Origin of the sequence: Sedimentibacter sp. MB35-C1 (genome assembly GCF_030913635.1) — a bacterium.
GTDB lineage: Bacteria > Bacillota > Clostridia > Tissierellales > Sedimentibacteraceae > Sedimentibacter.
The window spans coordinates 1584132-1603310 of the sequence record NZ_CP133188.1; the positions used below are offsets into that span (position 1 = coordinate 1584132).

General features: G+C 37.2%; 15 protein-coding genes. 12 read left to right on the forward strand and 3 right to left on the reverse strand.

The window, feature by feature from the left end; translation table 11 throughout:
• Nucleotides 1-134 precede the first annotated feature (134 nt).
• From radA to RBQ61_RS07560, 11 genes are all read left to right on the forward strand, one after another.
• On the forward strand, nucleotides 135-1490 hold the full coding sequence (radA, locus tag RBQ61_RS07510; protein ID WP_213925328.1) for a DNA repair protein RadA: 1356 nt from the start codon (nucleotides 135-137) through the stop codon (nucleotides 1488-1490).
• Nucleotides 1491-1510: 20 nt separating this feature from the next.
• On the forward strand, nucleotides 1511-2752 hold the full coding sequence (locus RBQ61_RS07515) for a mechanosensitive ion channel family protein (protein WP_308139870.1): 1242 nt from the start codon (nucleotides 1511-1513) through the stop codon (nucleotides 2750-2752).
• A complete protein-coding gene (locus RBQ61_RS07520) occupies nucleotides 2749-3666 on the forward strand; it encodes an AAA family ATPase (RefSeq protein WP_308139871.1) in 918 nt (305 codons plus the stop codon). Before RBQ61_RS07515 ends, RBQ61_RS07520 begins: the two co-directional genes overlap by 4 nt.
• Nucleotides 3647-5416 carry a hypothetical protein gene (locus tag RBQ61_RS07525; RefSeq protein ID WP_308139872.1) on the forward strand — a complete coding sequence of 590 codons (1770 nt, stop codon included), beginning with the start codon at nucleotides 3647-3649 and terminating at the stop codon, nucleotides 5414-5416. The genes RBQ61_RS07520 and RBQ61_RS07525 overlap by 20 nt, the downstream gene beginning before the upstream one ends.
• A gap of 48 nt (nucleotides 5417-5464) precedes the next feature.
• Entirely contained in the window at nucleotides 5465-6859 is a 1395-nt protein-coding gene (locus tag RBQ61_RS07530; RefSeq protein ID WP_308139873.1) for a sigma-54-dependent Fis family transcriptional regulator, read from the forward strand.
• 255 nt (nucleotides 6860-7114) lie between these two features.
• Nucleotides 7115-8566 carry a 4-hydroxyphenylacetate 3-hydroxylase family protein gene (locus RBQ61_RS07535; RefSeq protein ID WP_308139874.1) on the forward strand — a complete coding sequence of 484 codons (1452 nt, stop codon included), beginning with the start codon at nucleotides 7115-7117 and terminating at the stop codon, nucleotides 8564-8566.
• A 30-nt stretch (nucleotides 8567-8596) separates the two neighbouring features.
• Complete coding sequence (nifJ, locus tag RBQ61_RS07540) at nucleotides 8597-12130, forward strand: pyruvate:ferredoxin (flavodoxin) oxidoreductase (RefSeq protein ID WP_308139875.1); 3534 nt, start codon at nucleotides 8597-8599, stop codon at nucleotides 12128-12130.
• Nucleotides 12131-12170: 40 nt separating this feature from the next.
• Nucleotides 12171-13328, forward strand: coding sequence for a pyridoxal phosphate-dependent aminotransferase (locus RBQ61_RS07545; RefSeq protein WP_308139876.1), 1158 nt, complete (start codon nucleotides 12171-12173; stop codon nucleotides 13326-13328).
• 151 nt (nucleotides 13329-13479) lie between these two features.
• Nucleotides 13480-14643 (forward strand): iron-containing alcohol dehydrogenase, encoded by a 1164-nt coding sequence (locus tag RBQ61_RS07550; protein ID WP_308139877.1) that lies wholly within the window; start codon nucleotides 13480-13482, stop codon nucleotides 14641-14643.
• 123 nt (nucleotides 14644-14766) lie between these two features.
• Entirely contained in the window at nucleotides 14767-15054 is a 288-nt protein-coding gene (locus tag RBQ61_RS07555; RefSeq protein ID WP_308139878.1) for a NifU family protein, read from the forward strand.
• A gap of 1 nt (nucleotide 15055) precedes the next feature.
• Nucleotides 15056-15328: a hypothetical protein gene (locus tag RBQ61_RS07560; protein WP_308139879.1), complete on the forward strand. Its 273-nt coding sequence runs from the start codon at nucleotides 15056-15058 to the stop codon at nucleotides 15326-15328.
• A 215-nt stretch (nucleotides 15329-15543) separates the two neighbouring features.
• Here RBQ61_RS07560 and RBQ61_RS07565 read toward each other — a convergent pair whose 3' ends face one another.
• Entirely contained in the window at nucleotides 15544-16917 is a 1374-nt protein-coding gene (locus RBQ61_RS07565) for an oxaloacetate decarboxylase subunit alpha (RefSeq protein ID WP_308139880.1), read from the reverse strand.
• Nucleotides 16918-17273: 356 nt separating this feature from the next.
• Between RBQ61_RS07565 and RBQ61_RS07570 the strand changes: the two genes are divergently transcribed.
• Nucleotides 17274-17699: an Lrp/AsnC family transcriptional regulator gene (locus RBQ61_RS07570; protein WP_213925317.1), complete on the forward strand. Its 426-nt coding sequence runs from the start codon at nucleotides 17274-17276 to the stop codon at nucleotides 17697-17699.
• On the opposite strand, the gene RBQ61_RS07575 is transcribed toward RBQ61_RS07570, so the two are convergent.
• The gene (locus RBQ61_RS07575; RefSeq protein ID WP_308139881.1) at nucleotides 17696-18550 is read right to left on the reverse strand and encodes a DMT family transporter; all 855 of its coding nucleotides are present in this window, start codon (nucleotides 18548-18550) and stop codon (nucleotides 17696-17698) included. The two genes, RBQ61_RS07570 and RBQ61_RS07575, sit on opposite strands and share 4 nt — an antisense overlap.
• A 134-nt stretch (nucleotides 18551-18684) precedes the next feature.
• A complete protein-coding gene (locus tag RBQ61_RS07580) occupies nucleotides 18685-19128 on the reverse strand; it encodes a hypothetical protein (protein WP_308139882.1) in 444 nt (147 codons plus the stop codon).
• Nucleotides 19129-19179: the final 51 nt, after the last annotated feature.

Below are 19179 nucleotides of genomic sequence, written 5' to 3' on the forward strand. Positions count from 1 at the left end.
CATAGCTTGATTTAAAGTTTAAAAATGCTAAACATTTTAGTAAAAATTATTATTATTCTGCAAATTTTCTTCATATATTGACATGATACATCCCTTGAGATATATTATTAATAACAGAAGAAAGCAGGTGAAGTATGGCCAGAATAAAAACAAAGTTTGTTTGCCAGGAATGCGGCTACGAAACTGCCAAATGGCTGGGCAAGTGTCCGTCATGCGGACAGTGGAACACCTTTGTAGAAGAAGTGGAATCAAAAGAAAACAGTGCTAAAAATCAAAGGGGCATAAGCAAGGGAAAGGTTGAAAGAATTCAGAATATAACCTCAACAAAAAAAGAAAGGTATTCCACCGGCAGTCGTGAGATGGACAGAGTGCTTGGCGGCGGAATAATAAGAAGCTCACTTATACTTGTTGGCGGTGATCCGGGCATAGGTAAGTCAACACTGCTTTTGCAGGTTGCGGACTATGTCTCAAGTCAGAAGCTGAAGGTTCTTTATGTTTCTGGTGAAGAATCAGGAGAACAGATAAAAATAAGAGCAGATAGGCTGGGAGTGTGTGACGGGGAGCTTTACGTGCTGTCTGAGACCAACATTGATGTTATAAAAGAATTAGTGGAAAAAGAGGAGCCTGACCTTTTGATACTTGATTCCATACAGACCATTTATTCGCCAGATACGGTATCTGCGCCGGGAAGCGTGAGCCAGGTAAGAGAGGTTACCGCCATGGTTATGCGAATGACCAAGATAAGGAACATGGCTACTTTTATTGTAGGGCATGTTACTAAATCAGGTGCCATAGCCGGACCCAGGGTTTTGGAACATATGGTGGATACTGTTCTATATTTTGAGGGTGAAAGGCATTTTGCCTACCGTATATTAAGATCTGTTAAAAATCGTTTTGGCTCAACAAACGAAATAGGTATTTTTGAAATGAGAGAAAAGGGACTTGTTGAGGTGGAAAATCCATCGGAGGTTTTCTTAAAGGGCAGGCCTGTTGATGCATACGGAACGGTGGTTACTGCGGCAATGGAGGGAACCCGCCCCGTGCTTATAGAGATTCAGGCTCTTGTTACGTATTCACCGGCTGGTTTTGCAAACAGAGTCACCACGGGTATTGATAAGAACAGGGCGGCAATGCTGATTGCGGTGCTGGAGAAGAAAGCAGGACTGGCAATTCAGAGTTCTGATACATTTATAAATGTAACAGGCGGCTTGCAGCTCAGAGAGCCGGCAGCCGATCTGGCGATACTTTGTGCTATTGCCTCAAGTTTCAAGGAAGTTCCTGTAGATTTTAAAACAATTTTAATAGGAGAAGTAGGCCTTACGGGAGAAATTAGGGGAGTAAATTCCATTGAAAAACGCTTGATTGAGGCGCAGAAAATGGGATTTGAAAGAGCCGTAATCGCAGAATCCAATGATACAATCAAGGATATAAAAAACATGGAATTAATTCCTGTTAACAATATCAGACAAGTAATGGATTTACTATTTTAGATTTTGAAGGAAGTGATTAAATGGACTCCGTATATGCAACGCTTATTGATTACGGATTAAACGAAGTTGCTGCAAAGTATTTGAATTATTTTATATTGATGGTTGTAATTTTGGCCGTATCAATTACAATAACTTTAATTATTTACAAAGTTGTATTAAAGTTTTTGTTTAAGCGCATTAAAAACAATAAATATAATTGGGATGATATATTATTTAAAAATAGAGTGTTTCATAAAATCGTAATGATTATTCCGGGTATAACCACATATAACAGTGCGGTGTTTTTTGATGAATTTTCAGTTGTAGTTTCAAAGCTTTCAATGATATATATTTTATTTACAGTAATTTTAATGGGAAGAGCTTTGATAAAATCTGTTGAAGATATTTACAGACAATTTTCCATATCGAAAGATAGACCTATTAAGGGATTTTTGCAGGTAATTGAGATTATACTGTATATAGTATTAATTATAATGATTATTTCTATAATGGTAGATAAAAGCCCGGTTGCACTAATAAGCGGAATCGGAGCGTTGACTGCACTGACTACTTTAATATTTAAGGACTCCATAGTTGGGTTTGTTGCAGGTATGCAGTTGACATGGAATGATATGCTTAGAATAGGAGATTGGATTGAAATGCCAAAGTATGGTGCAGACGGCGACGTGATAGATATAACATTAAACACGGTGAAAATTCAGAACTTTGATAAAACAATAGTTACAATACCTACATATGCTTTGATTTCCGATTCTTTTAAAAATTGGAGAGGGATGCAGGAAATGGGGGCAAGACGTATTAAGCGCTCCATTAATATTGATATTACAAGTATTAAATTTTGCACGAATGAAATGCTTGACAAGTATAAAAAAATTAATATCTTAAAAGATTATATTAAAAACAAAGAAATAGAATTAAAAGATTCTAACGAAAAAACAGAAAATATGGATTTGCTTATTAATGGCAGAAATTTAACTAATGTGGGAGTGTTCAGAATTTACGTTCAAAATTATATAAGCAATCATCCTAAGATTCATAATGGAATGACACTTATGGTTAGGCAGTTGGTTCCAGGCGATAATGGTCTTCCGTTAGAAATTTATGCATTTATAAATGATATAGATTGGGTCAATTATGAAAATATACAATCAGATATTTTTGATCACTTGTTTGCGGTGGCTGAGTTTTTTGAATTACGAATTTTTCAAAAGCCCTCAAGTTATGATTTTAATAATGCAATATTAAATGAGAGGAAAATATGATACTAGATTTTTTAAGAGAAGAAGGAGTCAGCGAGAAGCTGATTATAGAGATAGAAAAATTTAGAAAGCAGTACAATGTAAATCACCAGGCGAAGTACAGGATTCCAAAGCCAAAGTATAACTACTACGGCAGAGATATATGGGAGCAGGCAATAACAGCCCTTCTCTGTGGAGAGAATATATTGCTGGTAGGTTCAAAGGCGACGGGTAAAAATGTTTTGGCGGAAAATCTTTCGCTTGCATTCGGAAGGCCGAAATGGGACATATCATTTCATATCAACACTGATTCGTCAACGCTGATAGGAACTGATACATTTGAGAATGGAAATGTTGTGTTCAGAAAGGGACCTGTTTATGAATGTGCGGTATGTGGAGGATTCGGAGTCCTGGATGAAATAAATATGGCAAAGAATGATTCTATGGCAGTGCTTCACGCAACCCTTGACTACAGAAGAATAATAGATGTGCCGGGATACGATAAAATTGAGCTTGATGATGCGGTAAGGTTTATCGCTACAATGAACTATGGCTACGCAGGAACAAGAGAACTTAACGAGGCGCTGGCTTCGCGTTTCATGGTTATAAATATGCCTGTTATTTCATCGGAAAATTTGAAGAAGCTCCTTTTAACTGAATTTCCAAATATAAAGGAAGATTATCTGAATCAGTTCACAGGGCTGTTCCGGGATTTGAGACTTAAAAGTGATAATTCTGAAATTTCAACCAAGTCGGTTGACCTGAGAGGGCTGATTTCTGCAATGCATTTGATTGATAAAGGTCTTGAAGCAAACAAGGCGCTTGAAATGGGCATTATAAACAAGTCATTCGATGAATTCGAAAGAAAGCTTGTTCGAGATGTAATAAGCTTAAGAATTCCCAAAAAACTTGAAAGGAATGAAATATTTATTGACTAATATGAAAAGGCTGGAACATGAAGAAAAACGAGCGCTTAATATAATATGGAATGCTTCAGATAATTATTCGCTCAGTCCGGAATTGGAGGTCTTTGATGAAAACGGAAAAGCAGATCTATATGGTAACTTTATAGCAGGTGCTGTTTATAAATATTACGATTATGCGCTTTTAAAAAAATATTTCGCTTTTTTGAGAACAGATTCAGATCATGATTTTTTTGAGAAGCTGTTTTGGATAGGGCTGGAAAACAGTACGTATCTTGCAGCAAAAAAAGAGCGCCCGATTCTAGCCCATTTAAGGCACGAACATGCAAAAAAGGTTCTCAATGGAGATATTCCTAAGTATGAAAGGGCTATATTGGATGAAGTAAGAAAAGTGCATTTTAAAAGAGTGCTGGGGCTTGATGCAGATACTGAGCCCCGCATTATCAGGATTTTGGAAGAGCTTGAGTTTGATGTTCACATGAGCACTGAAGAAATAATAGGCAGAATGAATGAAATCATAAAAAAATATTTTAAATTTCAGGCTGGAAGCTATGAGATTTCATCGGATAAATACAGGGAAAAGAAAATGCCCAATGCTTTGGAACACTCAAGAGATAGTGATGATGACTCGGAGAATCCGGGCAATGCTTTAATGAAGGACATGGTAATTGAATCTGCCGAAACTACGAGAGATTTTTTCTTTGAGCAGGATGAGGATTTGAAGGTTAAGAATTTGGATCTTCGAAAAATTAATATACCGAGGATAAGTGCAGATAGAAGCTATATACAAAAGTATTACGGCAGTTCAATTTTACCTGAACATAGAATTGCTGCAATGGAAAAAATACTGTGCACTGGGAACCATAAAAGATCAAGGCTTCACTTTACGCGAGGGGAATTTGATAATTCTACAGATTCAGATGCGGATGCACGATATGTGAGAAAGCTGGCAAAGGAACAGAGAAAATCCAATGTTGATTTTTATTATGGCAGCTATTCAAGGCACAGCAACAGCATTGCAAATCTAACAAACAGAATTCGAAATACAATGCTTGTTAATTTTGAATCCACCGTGGTTAAATCAAAAACCGGCAGAATCGACGCAAACAGAATATGGAGAAGTATTCATGTAAATGACAGTAAGGTATTTAGCAGAGAGTTAAAGAACGATATAGGAAATATAACTGTTGACATACTCCTTGACAGCTCAGCATCACAATGTGAGCGCCAGGAAATTATAGCTGCTCAGGGTTATATAATAGCTGAAAGCTTGACTAGATGTGAGATTCCGGTCAAGGTGTATTCTTACTGCAGTTTAAGAGGATATACAATTATAAATGTATTCAGAGATTACGAGGAGACGAAAAAAAACGATAAAATATTTGACTACAGGTCATCAGGATCAAATCGAGACGGCCTTGCTGTGAGAACGGCGGTGCATATGATGGAAAGTGCACAGAGTGAAAATAAAATACTCATTCTTTTGTCTGACTGCAAGCCAAATGACATTGAAATCAATCCCGGAACCGGAATAATTCCGCATAAGACCGAATATTCCGGAATCAAGGGAGTAAATGATACAGCATATGAGGTTAAAAAAGGAGCAATGAAGGGCAACTCCATACTTTGCGTATTTACGGGAGAAGATGAGGATGTTGCTTCTGCAAAAAAAATCTTTGGCAGGAATTTTGTAAGAATCAGCACTTTGGAGAGGTTTGCTGATATAGTGGGAGTGTTGCTGCAGAATCAGCTAAGAAGTTTGTAAGGAAAGATTCAGGCGTGGTTTACAGAAAATATTTCAGGAGTAATGAAAATGAAAAAAACAATTATAGGCGATAATTATATTCAGATGCTCGAGATGATAATTGAAACTTCCTTTGACGGCATATATGTTACCGACAGCGAAGCTAATACAATAATGATTAATAAAAGCTATGAACGCATAACAGGGCTGAAGAGAGATGAACTTTTGGGGCACAATATGGCAGATGTGGTCAAAAAAGGTATAATGTCCGAGGTTACTTCGTTCTCCGTTTTGAAAGACAAGCAGCCTAAAACAATTTACCAGACATTTAATACTGGAAAAAGTGCACTGGTAACAAGTACTCCTTTCTTTGATAGAAGCGGAAATGTAAAAATAATTGTTACCAACGTCAGAGATATCACCGAGTTAAAGGAACTTCAGGATAAGGAAAATAAAAGAAAAGACGAAAACAAAAAATACAAGGGAATTATTGAGGAGTTGAAGCTTCAAATAGCAAATGATGAATACTTAATAGCTGAAGATGAAAGCATGCTTAACCTTTTATTGCTTGCAAAGAGAGTAGCTAAGGTAGACACCACGGTGCTTATTAACGGCGAAACAGGTTCGGGCAAGGAAGTACTAGCCAAGTATATTTATAATAATAGCAGCCGCAGAGAAAAACCTTTTATAAAAATTAACTGCGGAGCTATTCCTGAAAATCTTATCGAATCGGAATTCTTTGGATATGCTGAGGGATCGTTTACAGGAGCTTCAAAAGGCGGCAAGATGGGAATTTTTGAAGCTGCAAACAATGGAACACTGCTCTTGGATGAAATCGGCGAGCTGCCGCTGAATATGCAGGTTAAACTTTTAAGGGTTCTCCAAGATGGGCAATTTGAAAGAGTTGGAAGCAACAATACTATTAAGGTAGATGTCAGATTAATTGCGTCAACGAATAGAGACTTGGAGGAGATGGTGGAAAAAGGGTTGTTTCGCGAGGACTTGTTCTACCGTCTGAATGTTGTTCCCCTCAAGGTTGTGCCGATGAGAGAGAGAAAAAGCAGCATAATTCCTCTGGCAGAGTATTTTTTAAAAGTTTATAATAAAAAATACAGAATGGAAAAAACGATTTCGAATGAAGCTCTTAAATATTTTTATGAATACAGCTGGCCCGGAAATGTTAGGGAGCTTCGCAATCTAATAGAAATGCTGGTGGTGACGACTAAGGATATGGATATTACCAAATCAAGCTTGCCTTCTCACATAATAAATAATTCAGATGGACACAGGACTGTTGAGTCTAGCAGCATTCCAAATCTGGCAGATGCTTTAGGAAAAGTAGAGAAAGATCTGATATTTAAAGCGTATGAGAAATACGGAAATGTAAGAGGGGCAGCCAAGGAACTGGGAATAGATCCTTCAACATTTGTAAGAAAAAGGAAAAAATATGTAAAGAATGTGTAATTACTTGTTGCGTAATTGCATCAGATAGTTGTAAAAATGCAACAAGCATATTTTGTTAGTTCCACCACATTATTTTAAATTATTTATTTTGGGGGGATGAAAGCGTTGCACAAATGCAACTTAACAGAAAAATAAATATTTTTACGGCATCTAAATAATGGCTGAAATTCAATGGCTATAAATTTTATGCCGTTTTTTATTTTTTGGCACGCTTATTGCTACTATATATGCAGAACTAAAAAAGGAGTATAGAACATGGCATTAATGACTGGTGAACAGTATATTGAAAGTATTAAGAAGATGAACATGCAGATATACATGTTCGGAGAAAAGATTGGAAGCTCTGTTGATAATCCCATTCTCAGACCTTCCCTTAACTCTGTAAAGGCAACATATGATCTTGCGCAAATGCCTGAATATGAAGACCTAATGACTGCTAAATCATCCCTTACGGGTGAAAAAGTCAACAGATTCACTCATATTCATCAAAACACGGAAGATCTGGTTAAAAAAGTAAAAATGCAGAGACTTTTGGGACAAAAAACCGCATCATGCTTTCAAAGATGTGTGGGAATGGATGCATTTAATGCGGTGTACAGCACTACTTATGAAATTGATAAGAAGTATGGCACAAAATACTATGACAATTTTGTTGAATATCTGAAGTATGTTCAGCAAAACGATTTGACTGTGGACGGAGCAATGACAGACCCTAAGGGTGATCGCTCCAAATCGCCGAGCAAGCAGGCGGACCCAGATTTGTACCTGAGAGTAGTTGAAAGAAGAGAAGACGGAGTGGTCGTAAGAGGAGCCAAGGCTCATCAGACAGGCATATGTAATTCTCACGAGGTTCTTGTAATGCCTACTATAGCGCTGGGACCTGATGACAGAGACTATGCGGTTGCATTTTCTGTTCCGGTTGATGCGGACGGCGTAATGATGATTATAGGAAGACAGTCATGTGATACAAGAAAGCTTGAGGGTTCAAAGCTTGATGTTGGAAACAGCCAATTCGGCGGAATGGAAGCACTTGTTATATTTGAAGATGTATTTGTTCCAAATGACAGACTGTTTTTAAACGGCGAAACAGAATATGCCGGCATGATGGTTGAGAGATTTGCAGGATATCACAGACAGAGCTACGGCGGATGTAAAGTTGGAGTAGGTGATGTGTTGATAGGTGCAGCAGCATTGATTGCCGATTACAACGGTGCTCAGAAGGCATCTCACATTAAGGACAAATTAATTGAAATGACTCATTTGAACGAAACCTTGTACAGCTGCGGAATCGCATGTTCGGCAGAGGGATCAAAAACAGAATCCGGAAACTATATAATTAATCTGCTGTTGGCTAATGTTTGTAAGCAGAATATTACAAGATTCCCATATGAAATAGCTAGATTAGCTGAGGATATTGCGGGAGGATTAATGGTTACCGCTCCTTCTGAAAAAGATTTGAAGGATCCTAAGCTTGGAAAATATATAGAAAAATACCTGCAGGGAGTGGATGGAGTTTCCGTTGAGGACAGGCTGAAGGTTCTGAGACTTATAGAAAACATTACGCTGGGAACGGCAGCTGTAGGCTACAGGACAGAATCAATGCACGGGGCAGGATCTCCGCAGGCACAGAGAATAATGATAGCAAGACAAGGAAACATTGATTCAAAGAAAAGTCTTGCAAAAGAAATTGCGAGAATCGACGATTAGTGTAAAATATTATTGCAAGGAGATAGAGATATGACAAAACGCAGAACTCAAACAATGGACGGCAATACGGCGGCAGCATATTCATCATATGCTTTTACCGATGTTGCCGCAATATATCCCATAACACCATCATCACCAATGGCAGGCCATGTTGATGAATGGGCTTCACAGGGGAAAAAGAATATTTTCGGTGAAACCGTCCTGGTAAAGGAAATGCAGTCAGAAGGCGGTGCGGCAGGAACGCTGCACGGATCGCTACAGTCAGGGGCGCTGACATCAACCTATACTGCTTCACAGGGCTTACTATTAAAAATACCAAACATGTATAAAATTGCGGGTGAATTGCTTCCAGCCGTATTTCATGTCAGCGCCCGTTCACTGGCATCAAATTCATTAAGTATATTTGGTGACCATCAGGACGTTATGGCTACGAGACAGACAGGTTTTACGCTTTTGGCATCGAGTGGCGTTCAGCAGGCTCTTGATTTAGCTGCTGTTGCCCATTTAAGTGCTATAAAATCGCGACTTCCAGTTCTTCACTTTTTCGATGGCTTCAGAACGTCTCATGAAATGCAGAAAATTGAGGTTCTTGAATATGATGAATTGGCTAAGCTGGTTGATTATGAAGCCATCAAAGAATTCAGAAATCATGCTCTGAGCCCGAATCATCCGGTGCTTAGAGGAACAACACAGAATCCTGATGTATTCTTTCAGTTGAGAGAATCAATAAATAAATTCCATGATGCAGTACCGGGAGTTGTACAGTCATACATGGATGAAATCAATAAACTTACAGGAAGAAATTACAAACTTTTCAACTATTACGGTGCAGAGGATGCAGAAAACATAATTATCGCTATGGGATCAGGATGTGAAACCATAAGTGAGGTCATTGATTATCTCAATGCAAAGGGAGAAAAGGTAGGTTTGGTTGAGGTTCATCTTTACAGACCGTTCGATGCTGAATTTATGCTTCGTCAAATTCCGAAGACAGTGAAAAAAATAGCTGTGCTTGATAGAACAAAAGAACCGGGATCAAACGGAGAACCTCTGTATCTTGACGTTAAAAATGCATTTTACAATGCAGAAAACGCTCCAATAATTGTAGGAGGAAGATATGGTCTGGGCTCGAAAGATTTCAAACCGGACGATGCAATTGCAGTATTTGAAAATTTAAAGCTTGATAATCCAAAAAATGATTTTACCGTAAGCATTGTTGATGACGTTACATTTAAATCACTGCCTGTAAGCAATGAAAGTATAGATCCGACACCTAAGGGAACAATTGCATGTAAATTCTGGGGATACGGCTCTGACGGAACAGTAAGTGCTAATAAATCAGCAATTAAAATTATCGGAGACAATACTGATTTCTATGCTCAGGCGTACTTTGAATATGATGCTAAAAAGTCAGGCGGACTTACTATTTCGCATCTAAGATTCGGAAAATCTCCTATTAAGGAACCATATAACATTAACAGAGCGGACTTTATTGCATGCCATAATCAGGCATATGTTAGTAAGTACAATCTGACCTCAGGAATAAAAAAGGGTGGAACATTCCTGCTGAACTGTATCTGGAGCGAGGAAGAGCTTGAAAAATACCTGCCTGCAGCTCTAAAAAGAAGTATAGCGGCTAACGAAGTTAAGTTTTATATCATAGATGCTGTTGATATAGCAAAAGAAGTTGGACTTGGCGGAAAGATCAACATGGTAATGCAATCTGCATTTTTCAGACTTGCGGACATAATTCCTACAGAGGATTTTGTTAAATATCTGAAGAACGAAGTTGAAAAATCTTACGGAAGCAAAGGACAGAACATTGTTGATATGAATAACCTTGCAATTGACAAGGGTATTGAAAGCATAAAAAGAGTTAACGTTCCGGAGTCATGGAAAACAGCTGAAGATGAAGCTGTAAAGAAAAATTCAGAAGTTCCTGAATTCGTAGAAGACGTAATATTTGTTATGAACAGACAGGAGGGAGACAATCTTCCGGTAAGTTCATTTAATGAGAGAGAAGACGGTTCATTCCCACTGGGAGTTACTGCTTGGGAAAAGAGAGAAATAGCTATAGATGTTCCATTGTGGAATCCGGATAAATGTATTCAATGTAACCAATGTTCTTACGTTTGTCCACATGCTGTTATAAGACCGACACTTATTTCTGAAGAAGAAATGAAAAATGCTCCTGAAGGATTTAAAGCTGTGAATGCAGTTGGATTTAAAAATATGAAGTATCATCTGGCTATATCTGCGCAGGATTGTACAGGATGCGGAAGCTGTGTAAACATATGTCCTGCTAAAGAGCATGCAATAGAAATGAAACCTCTGGCAGAAAACAGAGAGAAATATATTAATGACTGGAACTTTGCTAATGAAATAGTTCAGAAAGAAATTCCGGAAAAAGTTGAACGTACTGTTAAGGGAAGCCAGTTTAAAAAACCTCTGCTTGAATTTTCAGGTGCTTGTGCAGGATGCGGTGAAACACCTTACGCAAAACTGGTTACACAGCTGTTCGGCGACAGAATGATGATTTCAAATGCAGCAGGCTGTTCAACAGTTTGGGGAGGTTCACCACAGGTATCATATACAACAAATGAAAAAGGACACGGACCTTCATGGGGATTCTCACTGTTTGAAGACAATGCTGAGTATGGCTTCGGTATGTACCTTGGTGTTCAGAAAATAAGAGGTTCAGCTAAGTTAAAAGCAGATGCAGCTGTAGAAAGCGCAGAAGGAAAGTTAAAAGATGCTTTAAATGAATGGATCGACGGATTTGATAAATCAGAAGGAACAAGAGATAGAGCTGACAAACTTACAGCAGCGCTGGAAGAAGAAAAAGGAAGCGATAAGCTTTTAAATGAATTATATGATATAAGAGATTACTTTGTAAAAAGATCACACTGGATATTCGGTGGAGACGGATGGGCTTATGACATAGGTTACGGTGGAGTGGACCATGTTCTTGCATCTGGCGAAAATGTAAACTTGCTTGTATTTGATACTGAAGTATATTCAAATACTGGAGGACAGTCATCAAAGGCAACTCCTACAGCAGCAATTGCAGAATTTGCTTCAAGCGGAAAGAGAACAAGGAAGAAAGACCTTGGAATGATGGCAATGAGCTATGGATATGTATATGTTGCTCAAATAGCTATGGGTGCAGATAAAAACCAAACTCTTAAAGCAATAATTGAGGCTGAAAACTATCCGGGACCGTCACTTGTAATCGCTTATTCACCATGTATAAATCATGGAATCAAGGCAGGCATGGGCAAATCTCAGATACATGAAAAAGAAGCTGTAGATGCAGGATATTGGACACTGTACAGATACAATCCGCTGCTTGAAAATGATGGAGAAAATCCGTTTGTTCTTGATTCAAAAGAGCCAACAGCTGACTTTAAAGAATTTTTAATGAGCGAAGTAAGATATGCATCACTGTACAAACTTTTCCCTGACAAAGCAGATGAATTGTTTGAAAAAGCAAAGGAAGATGCAGAGTATAGATATGAGAGATATCTTAAAATGGCGCATATGCCCGGCAAGGTAAACGCATAGCTTTATAAGAATAATTGTTATCAAAAAATGGAGGATTCAAATGAAATATTTATCTAATGTTGCCAATACCTACCCTGCTTCAGGTATCAGAAAAATGTTTGACTTAGCAGAACAATATCCTGATGCCATAAAGTTAACAGTTGGAGAGCCTAATTTTGACACTCCGGTTAACATAAAAGAAGCTGCAAAGCAGGCAATAGACCAAGGATTTACTCACTATTGCCCTAATGCAGGATTGAAGGAATTAAGGCAGGCTATAGCAGAAGAATATGCAAAATATTCAAAGGACTACAGTTTTGAAAATGTAATGGTTACAGTAGGAGGAATGGAAGCTATTTATCTTTCGCTGCTTTCAACTGTTAATCCGGGCGAAGAGGTCATAATACCGGATCCTTGTTTTCCAAACTACGTAGGTCAGGTTATGATGGCTGGAGCGGTTCCTGTATCTGTTCCAATATATGAAGAAAATGACTTTAAGATTCAGGCTGGTGACATTGAAAAAGCAATAACAGGCAAAACAAGAGCCATTCTTTTGAATTCGCCCAGCAATCCGCTTGGCTCGGTTCTTGACAAAGATGAGATAATCAAAATAGCAGAATTGGCTGAAAAATATGATCTATTAGTAATATCAGATGAAGTTTATGACAGGCTGGTTTTTGACAACAAGGAATATTTCAGCATTGCGCAGATTCCAGAAGTAAGGGACAGAGTACTGGTTATAAACAGTTTTTCAAAAACTCATGCTATGACGGGCTGGAGAATAGGATTCGTACTTGGCAAAAAAGAAATAATATCCATAATGCCTAAGCTTCAGGAAGGACTGGTTTCATGTGTGTCTACTTTTACGCAGAAAGCTGCTATAGAGGCAATGAAGGGTAGTGACCAGGAAATCAAAAAAATGTACAATGACTATCTGAGAAGAAGAGATATACTTATAGACGGGCTTAACGACATACCGGGTATAACATGTAAAAAATCTCCTGGAAGCTTCTATGCATTTGCTAATATCAAGGCTTTTGGCAAGACTTCTGCAGAATTCGCTGAGGAACTTGTAAAGTATGCGGGAGTAGTTACTGTTCCAGGGTCTGCATTTGGCACAATGGGAGAAGGATATTTGCGTACGGTATTTGCAAATTCTGATGAAAATTTAAAAGAAGCAGTTAAAAGAATAGGCGAGTACGTGAGAAAAACATATTAATTAAAGGTTTCAATTTTCTAACCGTACGAATAAAACGAATCGGCTGGAATTGACATACAACATCTCCATGTATTTTGTAAGATTATGCTGCAGAATACATGGAGGGTACTTACTAAAATGAATAAAATATATAAATATAATGGAGGATTTTATGAACCCAAATGTTACAAAACCATTTTCCTTTGAATTACCTACTAAAATCGAATTCGGCAAAGGAAGCATTAAAAAATTACCTCAATTGTTGAAAGAATTCAACGTTAAAAAACCACTGTTTGTTACAGGAAGCGGAAGCACAAGAAAAGTACTTCTTCCAAAAGTTACAGTATATTTAGAAGAAGCAGGAATCGAATACGCAGTTTTTGATAAAATTGAAGCAAATCCTAAGGACTATAATGTAGAGGAAGCTGCAAAATTTGCAATAGAAAATAAAACAGACGGTATAATTGCACTGGGTGGAGGAAGCCCTATAGATGCAGCTAAAGCAGCCTCAGCAATCATAACTTACGGCGGATCTTTGAAAGATTATTATGGTAGATGGAAAGTTAAGGGACCTGTTCAGCCATTTATAGTAATTCCAACAACTGCGGGCTCAGGCAGTGAAGTTACTTTTTCTTCAGTAATTACAGACACAAATGAACAATTTAAGAAAACAGTAAAGAGCCAGTATTTTGGACCAAAGGTTGCTCTGCTTGATCCAGATTTGTTAGTTTCTCTTCCAGCTTCAATCACTGCAGCAACAGGTATAGATGCTCTTACACATGCTATTGAGGCATATTCATGCACAGAATCAGAGCCTGTATCAGATGCATGTGCATTATACGCAATCGAACTGATTTCTGAAAGCATTCGTGAAGCAGTTTTCAATCCTACAAACATGGATGCAAGATCAGGAATGCTTATGGGAAGCACTCTTGCAGGTATAGCTTTCAGCCACTCCGATGTTGCATCGGTACACTGCATGGCAGAAGCTATGGGAAGTTTGTATGATGCGGCTCACGGAGTATGCAACGCAATTCTTCTTCCATACGTTATGGAATACAGCCTTGACTACGCTGTTGAAAGATATGCGAGAATAGGAAGAATAATGGGTTCAACTGCTGCAGATGACAGACAGGCTGCAAAAGATGCTGTTGAAATAGTTAAACAGATGGTTAAGGATATAAAACTGCCGACACTCAGCGATATAGGAATTAAAAAAGAAGACATAGATAAGCTTGCGCACATGTCTGAGGAAAACGGCTCTACACCAAGCAATCCAAGACCAATGACTAAGAAAGAATATGTTGAATTGTTTAATATCGCTATTAATGATTAACATATAATTGCATCAAGCCAAAAGATCCGGCGGAAGCAAAGAAATCCGCTTCTGTCGGTTCACATATTACATTTAACTGTAATAGAGCCGACGTGGCTCTAAAACACCGGGGAGCATGTTTACATGATTATTAATGAAATTGAAAATGTGTTAGACAAACATGTCAGACCTAAGCTTTCACAGCATTACGGTGATGTAAGGGTTATTTCCTTTGAAGACGGCGTCGTGGTTATTTCGCTCATGGGGCAATGCAAAAACTGCCCGTCGGCGCAGATTACGGTTGAAACCATCATCGAGTCGGAAATAAAAAAACACATACCAGAGGTAAGCAGGGTCTTATTGGTAAACAACGTCAGCGACGATTTATTGGACTTTGCTAAAAAAGTACTAAGCAAGAAATTAAAGGGCTAATATGAAAATTGGAATAAAGTACTGCGGCGGGTGCAATCCAACGTACGATAGAACTAAGTTGGTTAAAGAAATTATCAATAAATATTCTGACGTAGATTTTGAACCGGTAAATGAAGGGTCTGTCTATGACGGCGTGTTGATAATAAGCGGATGTAAAAGCGCCTGCGCAGATCATGAATCAATTAATTCAGGTAAAAAAATTTTTATGGATAAAGCTGAAGACATCACATTCTTAAATAAAATTTTTGAAGATATAAAATCACAAAATTTATGATGACGGTGACAAGCGCATATCCTAAATATTCTTTATGAAAATATCGATTAAATACTACATTATTTCAAAAACATATAAATATTAAGAGGCATAGATTAAGAGGCATAGATTAAGAGGCATATAATTAGAGGCATAGATTAAGAGGCATAAAACAAAGCAGCTCAACTTATCGGTTAGAGCTGCTTTGTTTTAGCTTTACGAATATACTTAATGAGCTATATATATAGTTCATCGTATATGTCTTCAATTTCGGTGCTTCTTTTTTCAAAATATTCTTTTGCAACCTGTGGGAACAGCGCATAGGATAAAACATCCTGTTCTGTTCTTGCCAGTTCTCCTATTTCAGCTTTTAGTTTCTCATATTCATCTGGCAGCAAATCTGCAGGTCGTACGGTTATAATTTCCTCATCTCCTATTATTTTTTTTCGTATATCTTCAGATATAGGAGCTGCAGGTTTTCCGTACATTCCTTTTACATAATTTTTAATTTCTGTAGGAATAATTTTATATCTTCCGCCCGAGATTACATTAAACACTGCTTGAGCTCCCACCATTTGACTCATTGGAGTAACCAGAGGAGGGAATCCCAAATCTTCTCGTACTCTTGGAACCTCGGCCAGTACATCTTCATATTTATCTAATGCATTAAGCGAAGTCATCTGCATTATCATATTGGAAAGCATTCCTCCGGGTATTTGATACTGAAGTGTTTTCGGCTCAGTCATCAATACTTTTATGTTGTAGGAGCCGTTATCCATATATTTTTTCATAACATCCTTAAAATAATCAGCAGCAGCATTAAGACTGCCAAGGTTAAGCTGAGGGTCTCTTTCTGTTCCAATAAGGCTCAAAGCCAGAGATTCTGTTGCCGGCTGTGAAGTGCCTGATGAAAGAGGCGATATGGCTGTATCAACAATGTCCACACCCGCTTCTACTGCCTTAAGCATTGACATCTGAGCCACGCCGCTTGTGCAGTGAGTGTGAAATTCCACTGGAAGCTTGGTTGTTTCCTTTATAGATTTTACTAAATTATAAGCTTCATACGGCAGAAGGATGCCCGACATATCCTTTATGCAGATTGAATCTGCCCCTTCATTTTCAAATTCTTTGATTAATTTCAAATAATATTCAATGGTGTGTACTGGACTTATGGTGTAGCATATTGCACATTGGCAGTGTGCGCCTTCTTTTTTTATTACACTTATTGATTTTTGCAGATTACGGATGTCATTTAAAGCATCAAATATTCTTACAATATCAATCCCTTCGTAAATTGCATTTTTCAAAAATTTCTCTACAATATCATCAGGATAATTTTTGTATCCTAATATGTTTTGTCCTCTGGAAAGCATTTGAAGCTTTGTGTTTTTTACATTGGCTCTAATCTTTCTAAGTCTTTCCCATGGATCTTCATTCAGATATCTCAGGCATGTGTCAAATGTAGCTCCGCCCCAGACTTCCATTGAGTGAAAACCCGCGTCATCCATTTTCTTTAAAATCGGTAGTATTTCGTCAGTAGTTAACCTTGTTGCAATTAATGACTGATGACCATCTCTCAAAGATGTTTCGGTAATTTTTAGTTTAGACATATTTCCTCCAATCAAATAGATATTAATTATTATTGTCACTAAAAAGTCAAATATTCTCTGTTACTATATACATGCTTCTATTATTGAATTAAGCTTCATCTTGAACCTAATTTAATATGTATGCTATAATATCATAAGAAATAATTTTTGTATATAATAATTTGAATTATAAATATTTTGATTATAAAACAATTTTGTGAAATTATTTATAATATGTCTTGCATAGGCCGGCTTTTAATAGTATAATAACATGAAAAAGTACATTTGTACATAATTTTAAAAAGAGTTTTTTTAAAAACGCAGTTATATAAAAAGATGTTTTTAAAATATAGCTAATAAAACAAGGTGGTATTATTATGGATCAGACAGATTTGAAGATTATCAGCATTTTGCAGGAAGATGGAAGAATTTCCATGAAGGAATTGGGAAAAGAAGTGTCTTTAAGTCCGCCGGCTGTGGCTGAGAGGGTAAAAAGACTGGAAGATGACGGTGTAATTGAAAGATACAAGGCTGTTATTAATAACGAGAAGGTTGGTAAACCTATATGTGTATTAATTAACGCATCGATAAAACCCGAAAAGCAGGAAAGTTTTCTTGAATTTGCAAAAAAGGCAGAGGAAATTATTGAGTGCTACCACGTAACAGGTCCCCACAGCATGATTATGAAGGCATATCTTCGTGAAATGACACATTTAGAGGAGCTTGTGGGTAAAATACAGTTTTACGGAAATACTGAAACCTATATTATTATGTCAAGCCCCATAGAAGGCAAAGAAATTTAGGTCTTTTCCTTTTTAGCACTAATGTATAAGATTAGGGAGGCTGACAATATTGTGAAACCTCCCAGTATGCTTAGCATATCAGGTATTTCTGACAGGAATATATATCCGAGTATTGATGAAAAGATAATATTTGAATAATCATAAATCGAAACCTCTGATGCTTCACACCCTTTGTATGCAGAGGTTAATGCTATTTGTCCTGATGCTGCCAGAACTCCCAGCAATGTAAGCAGGAAAAGCTCGAACAGGTTGGGCATGGCAAAGCTGAATGCAAAAAACGGAAGGCAGCTGGCTGATGATAATAAGGAAAAACAGAATACTGTGGTGTAAATGCTTTCCCTGTTTCCTATAATTGTGATGAATATATAGGCAGCTCCGGAAAGAATCGCTGATATAAAGCCTGCAGCTGCAGGGATTAGCGATGAATTAAATTGCGGTTTTATGACCATCATTGCACCTGCCAGGGATATTATCAGCACAGTTATTTTTGTTTTATTAATTTTTTCTTTCAGAAAACAACGGGCCAGTATTATTACAAATACCGGAGAGAGTTTATTGAGTATGGCAGCATCTGCTGCCAGCATTTGTGTAGTTGCATAAAAAAAAAGTATAATGCCTGTGAAACCGAATATGTATCGAAAAAACAAATATTTTCTGTTCTCTTTGCTTCCAAAGCAGCTCAAATTATTTTTCTTGATAATTATAAATGATATAATCAGGCTTATAAAATTTCTGAAAAACACCTTCTCCATAAGAGGTATGTCAGGAAGGAGCTTAACAATTATCTGCATAGATGAAAAGGTAAATGCAGAAAATAACATCAGCAGTATGGACTTATTTTTTTTATTCATTATATCACCTTTATCAGTCTTTTAAGTCGAAATTTTTGATTTGTAATTAATATACTCAAAATCAATATTATTATTATGATTGCTGAAGAATCAAAAAATACAAAGAATGTTTTATTGGATTTTGTGAATTTTATCTATATCCTGGGAATTATTGTTGTTCTTTCTTTACGCGGATAAGGCGCATTAGTTGGTATGCGGTTCATGTGCACAATAAAATTTGTAGTAATATTTGGGAATACTTGAATGTCGTATATCAATACGGGGTAATAATTTTCATGCATTACTCTTATATTGTAATCTGTATAAGGATATTCAGGGCTCATTTCAGCAATGTTGGGATTATATGCTACAGGTATTTCTATTACTGGGGCATCTCCATTACCATCTGTTGTTACGGTTTCAATCGGTATTAATTCATCCAAGGATGCATAAATTGTTATGATCGAATTTTCTAAAGGGATATTTTCAAATTCTGTTATTACTTTTACTTTAATAAACCCTGTCTCGGTTATCGGTATTAAATTTAACAGATTATGTACCTTATAAGGTTTGTGTAAATTAAAATGTTTAGCATTCATAAGATTTTCAACCTCCGAATATTTAAATGATTTCTTGTAATACTCAATGTA

Bases quoted from the DNA above. Each gene is read 5' to 3' on its own strand.
- radA (WP_213925328.1), top strand. From the start codon at position 135: ATGGCCAGAATAAAAACAAAGTTTGTTTGCCAGGAATGCGGCTACGAA.
- RBQ61_RS07515 (WP_308139870.1), top strand. From the start codon at position 1,511: ATGGACTCCGTATATGCAACGCTTATTGATTACGGATTAAACGAAGTT.
- RBQ61_RS07520 (WP_308139871.1), top strand. From the start codon at position 2,749: ATGATACTAGATTTTTTAAGAGAAGAAGGAGTCAGCGAGAAGCTGATT.
- RBQ61_RS07525 (WP_308139872.1), top strand. From the start codon at position 3,647: ATGAAATATTTATTGACTAATATGAAAAGGCTGGAACATGAAGAAAAA.
- RBQ61_RS07530 (WP_308139873.1), top strand. From the start codon at position 5,465: ATGAAAAAAACAATTATAGGCGATAATTATATTCAGATGCTCGAGATG.
- RBQ61_RS07535 (WP_308139874.1), top strand. From the start codon at position 7,115: ATGGCATTAATGACTGGTGAACAGTATATTGAAAGTATTAAGAAGATG.
- nifJ (WP_308139875.1), top strand. From the start codon at position 8,597: ATGACAAAACGCAGAACTCAAACAATGGACGGCAATACGGCGGCAGCA.
- RBQ61_RS07545 (WP_308139876.1), top strand. From the start codon at position 12,171: ATGAAATATTTATCTAATGTTGCCAATACCTACCCTGCTTCAGGTATC.
- RBQ61_RS07550 (WP_308139877.1), top strand. From the start codon at position 13,480: ATGAACCCAAATGTTACAAAACCATTTTCCTTTGAATTACCTACTAAA.
- RBQ61_RS07555 (WP_308139878.1), top strand. From the start codon at position 14,767: ATGATTATTAATGAAATTGAAAATGTGTTAGACAAACATGTCAGACCT.
- RBQ61_RS07560 (WP_308139879.1), top strand. From the start codon at position 15,056: ATGAAAATTGGAATAAAGTACTGCGGCGGGTGCAATCCAACGTACGAT.
- RBQ61_RS07565 (WP_308139880.1), bottom strand. From the start codon at position 16,917: ATGTCTAAACTAAAAATTACCGAAACATCTTTGAGAGATGGTCATCAG.
- RBQ61_RS07570 (WP_213925317.1), top strand. From the start codon at position 17,274: ATGGATCAGACAGATTTGAAGATTATCAGCATTTTGCAGGAAGATGGA.
- RBQ61_RS07575 (WP_308139881.1), bottom strand. From the start codon at position 18,550: ATGAATAAAAAAAATAAGTCCATACTGCTGATGTTATTTTCTGCATTT.
- RBQ61_RS07580 (WP_308139882.1), bottom strand. From the start codon at position 19,128: ATGAATGCTAAACATTTTAATTTACACAAACCTTATAAGGTACATAAT.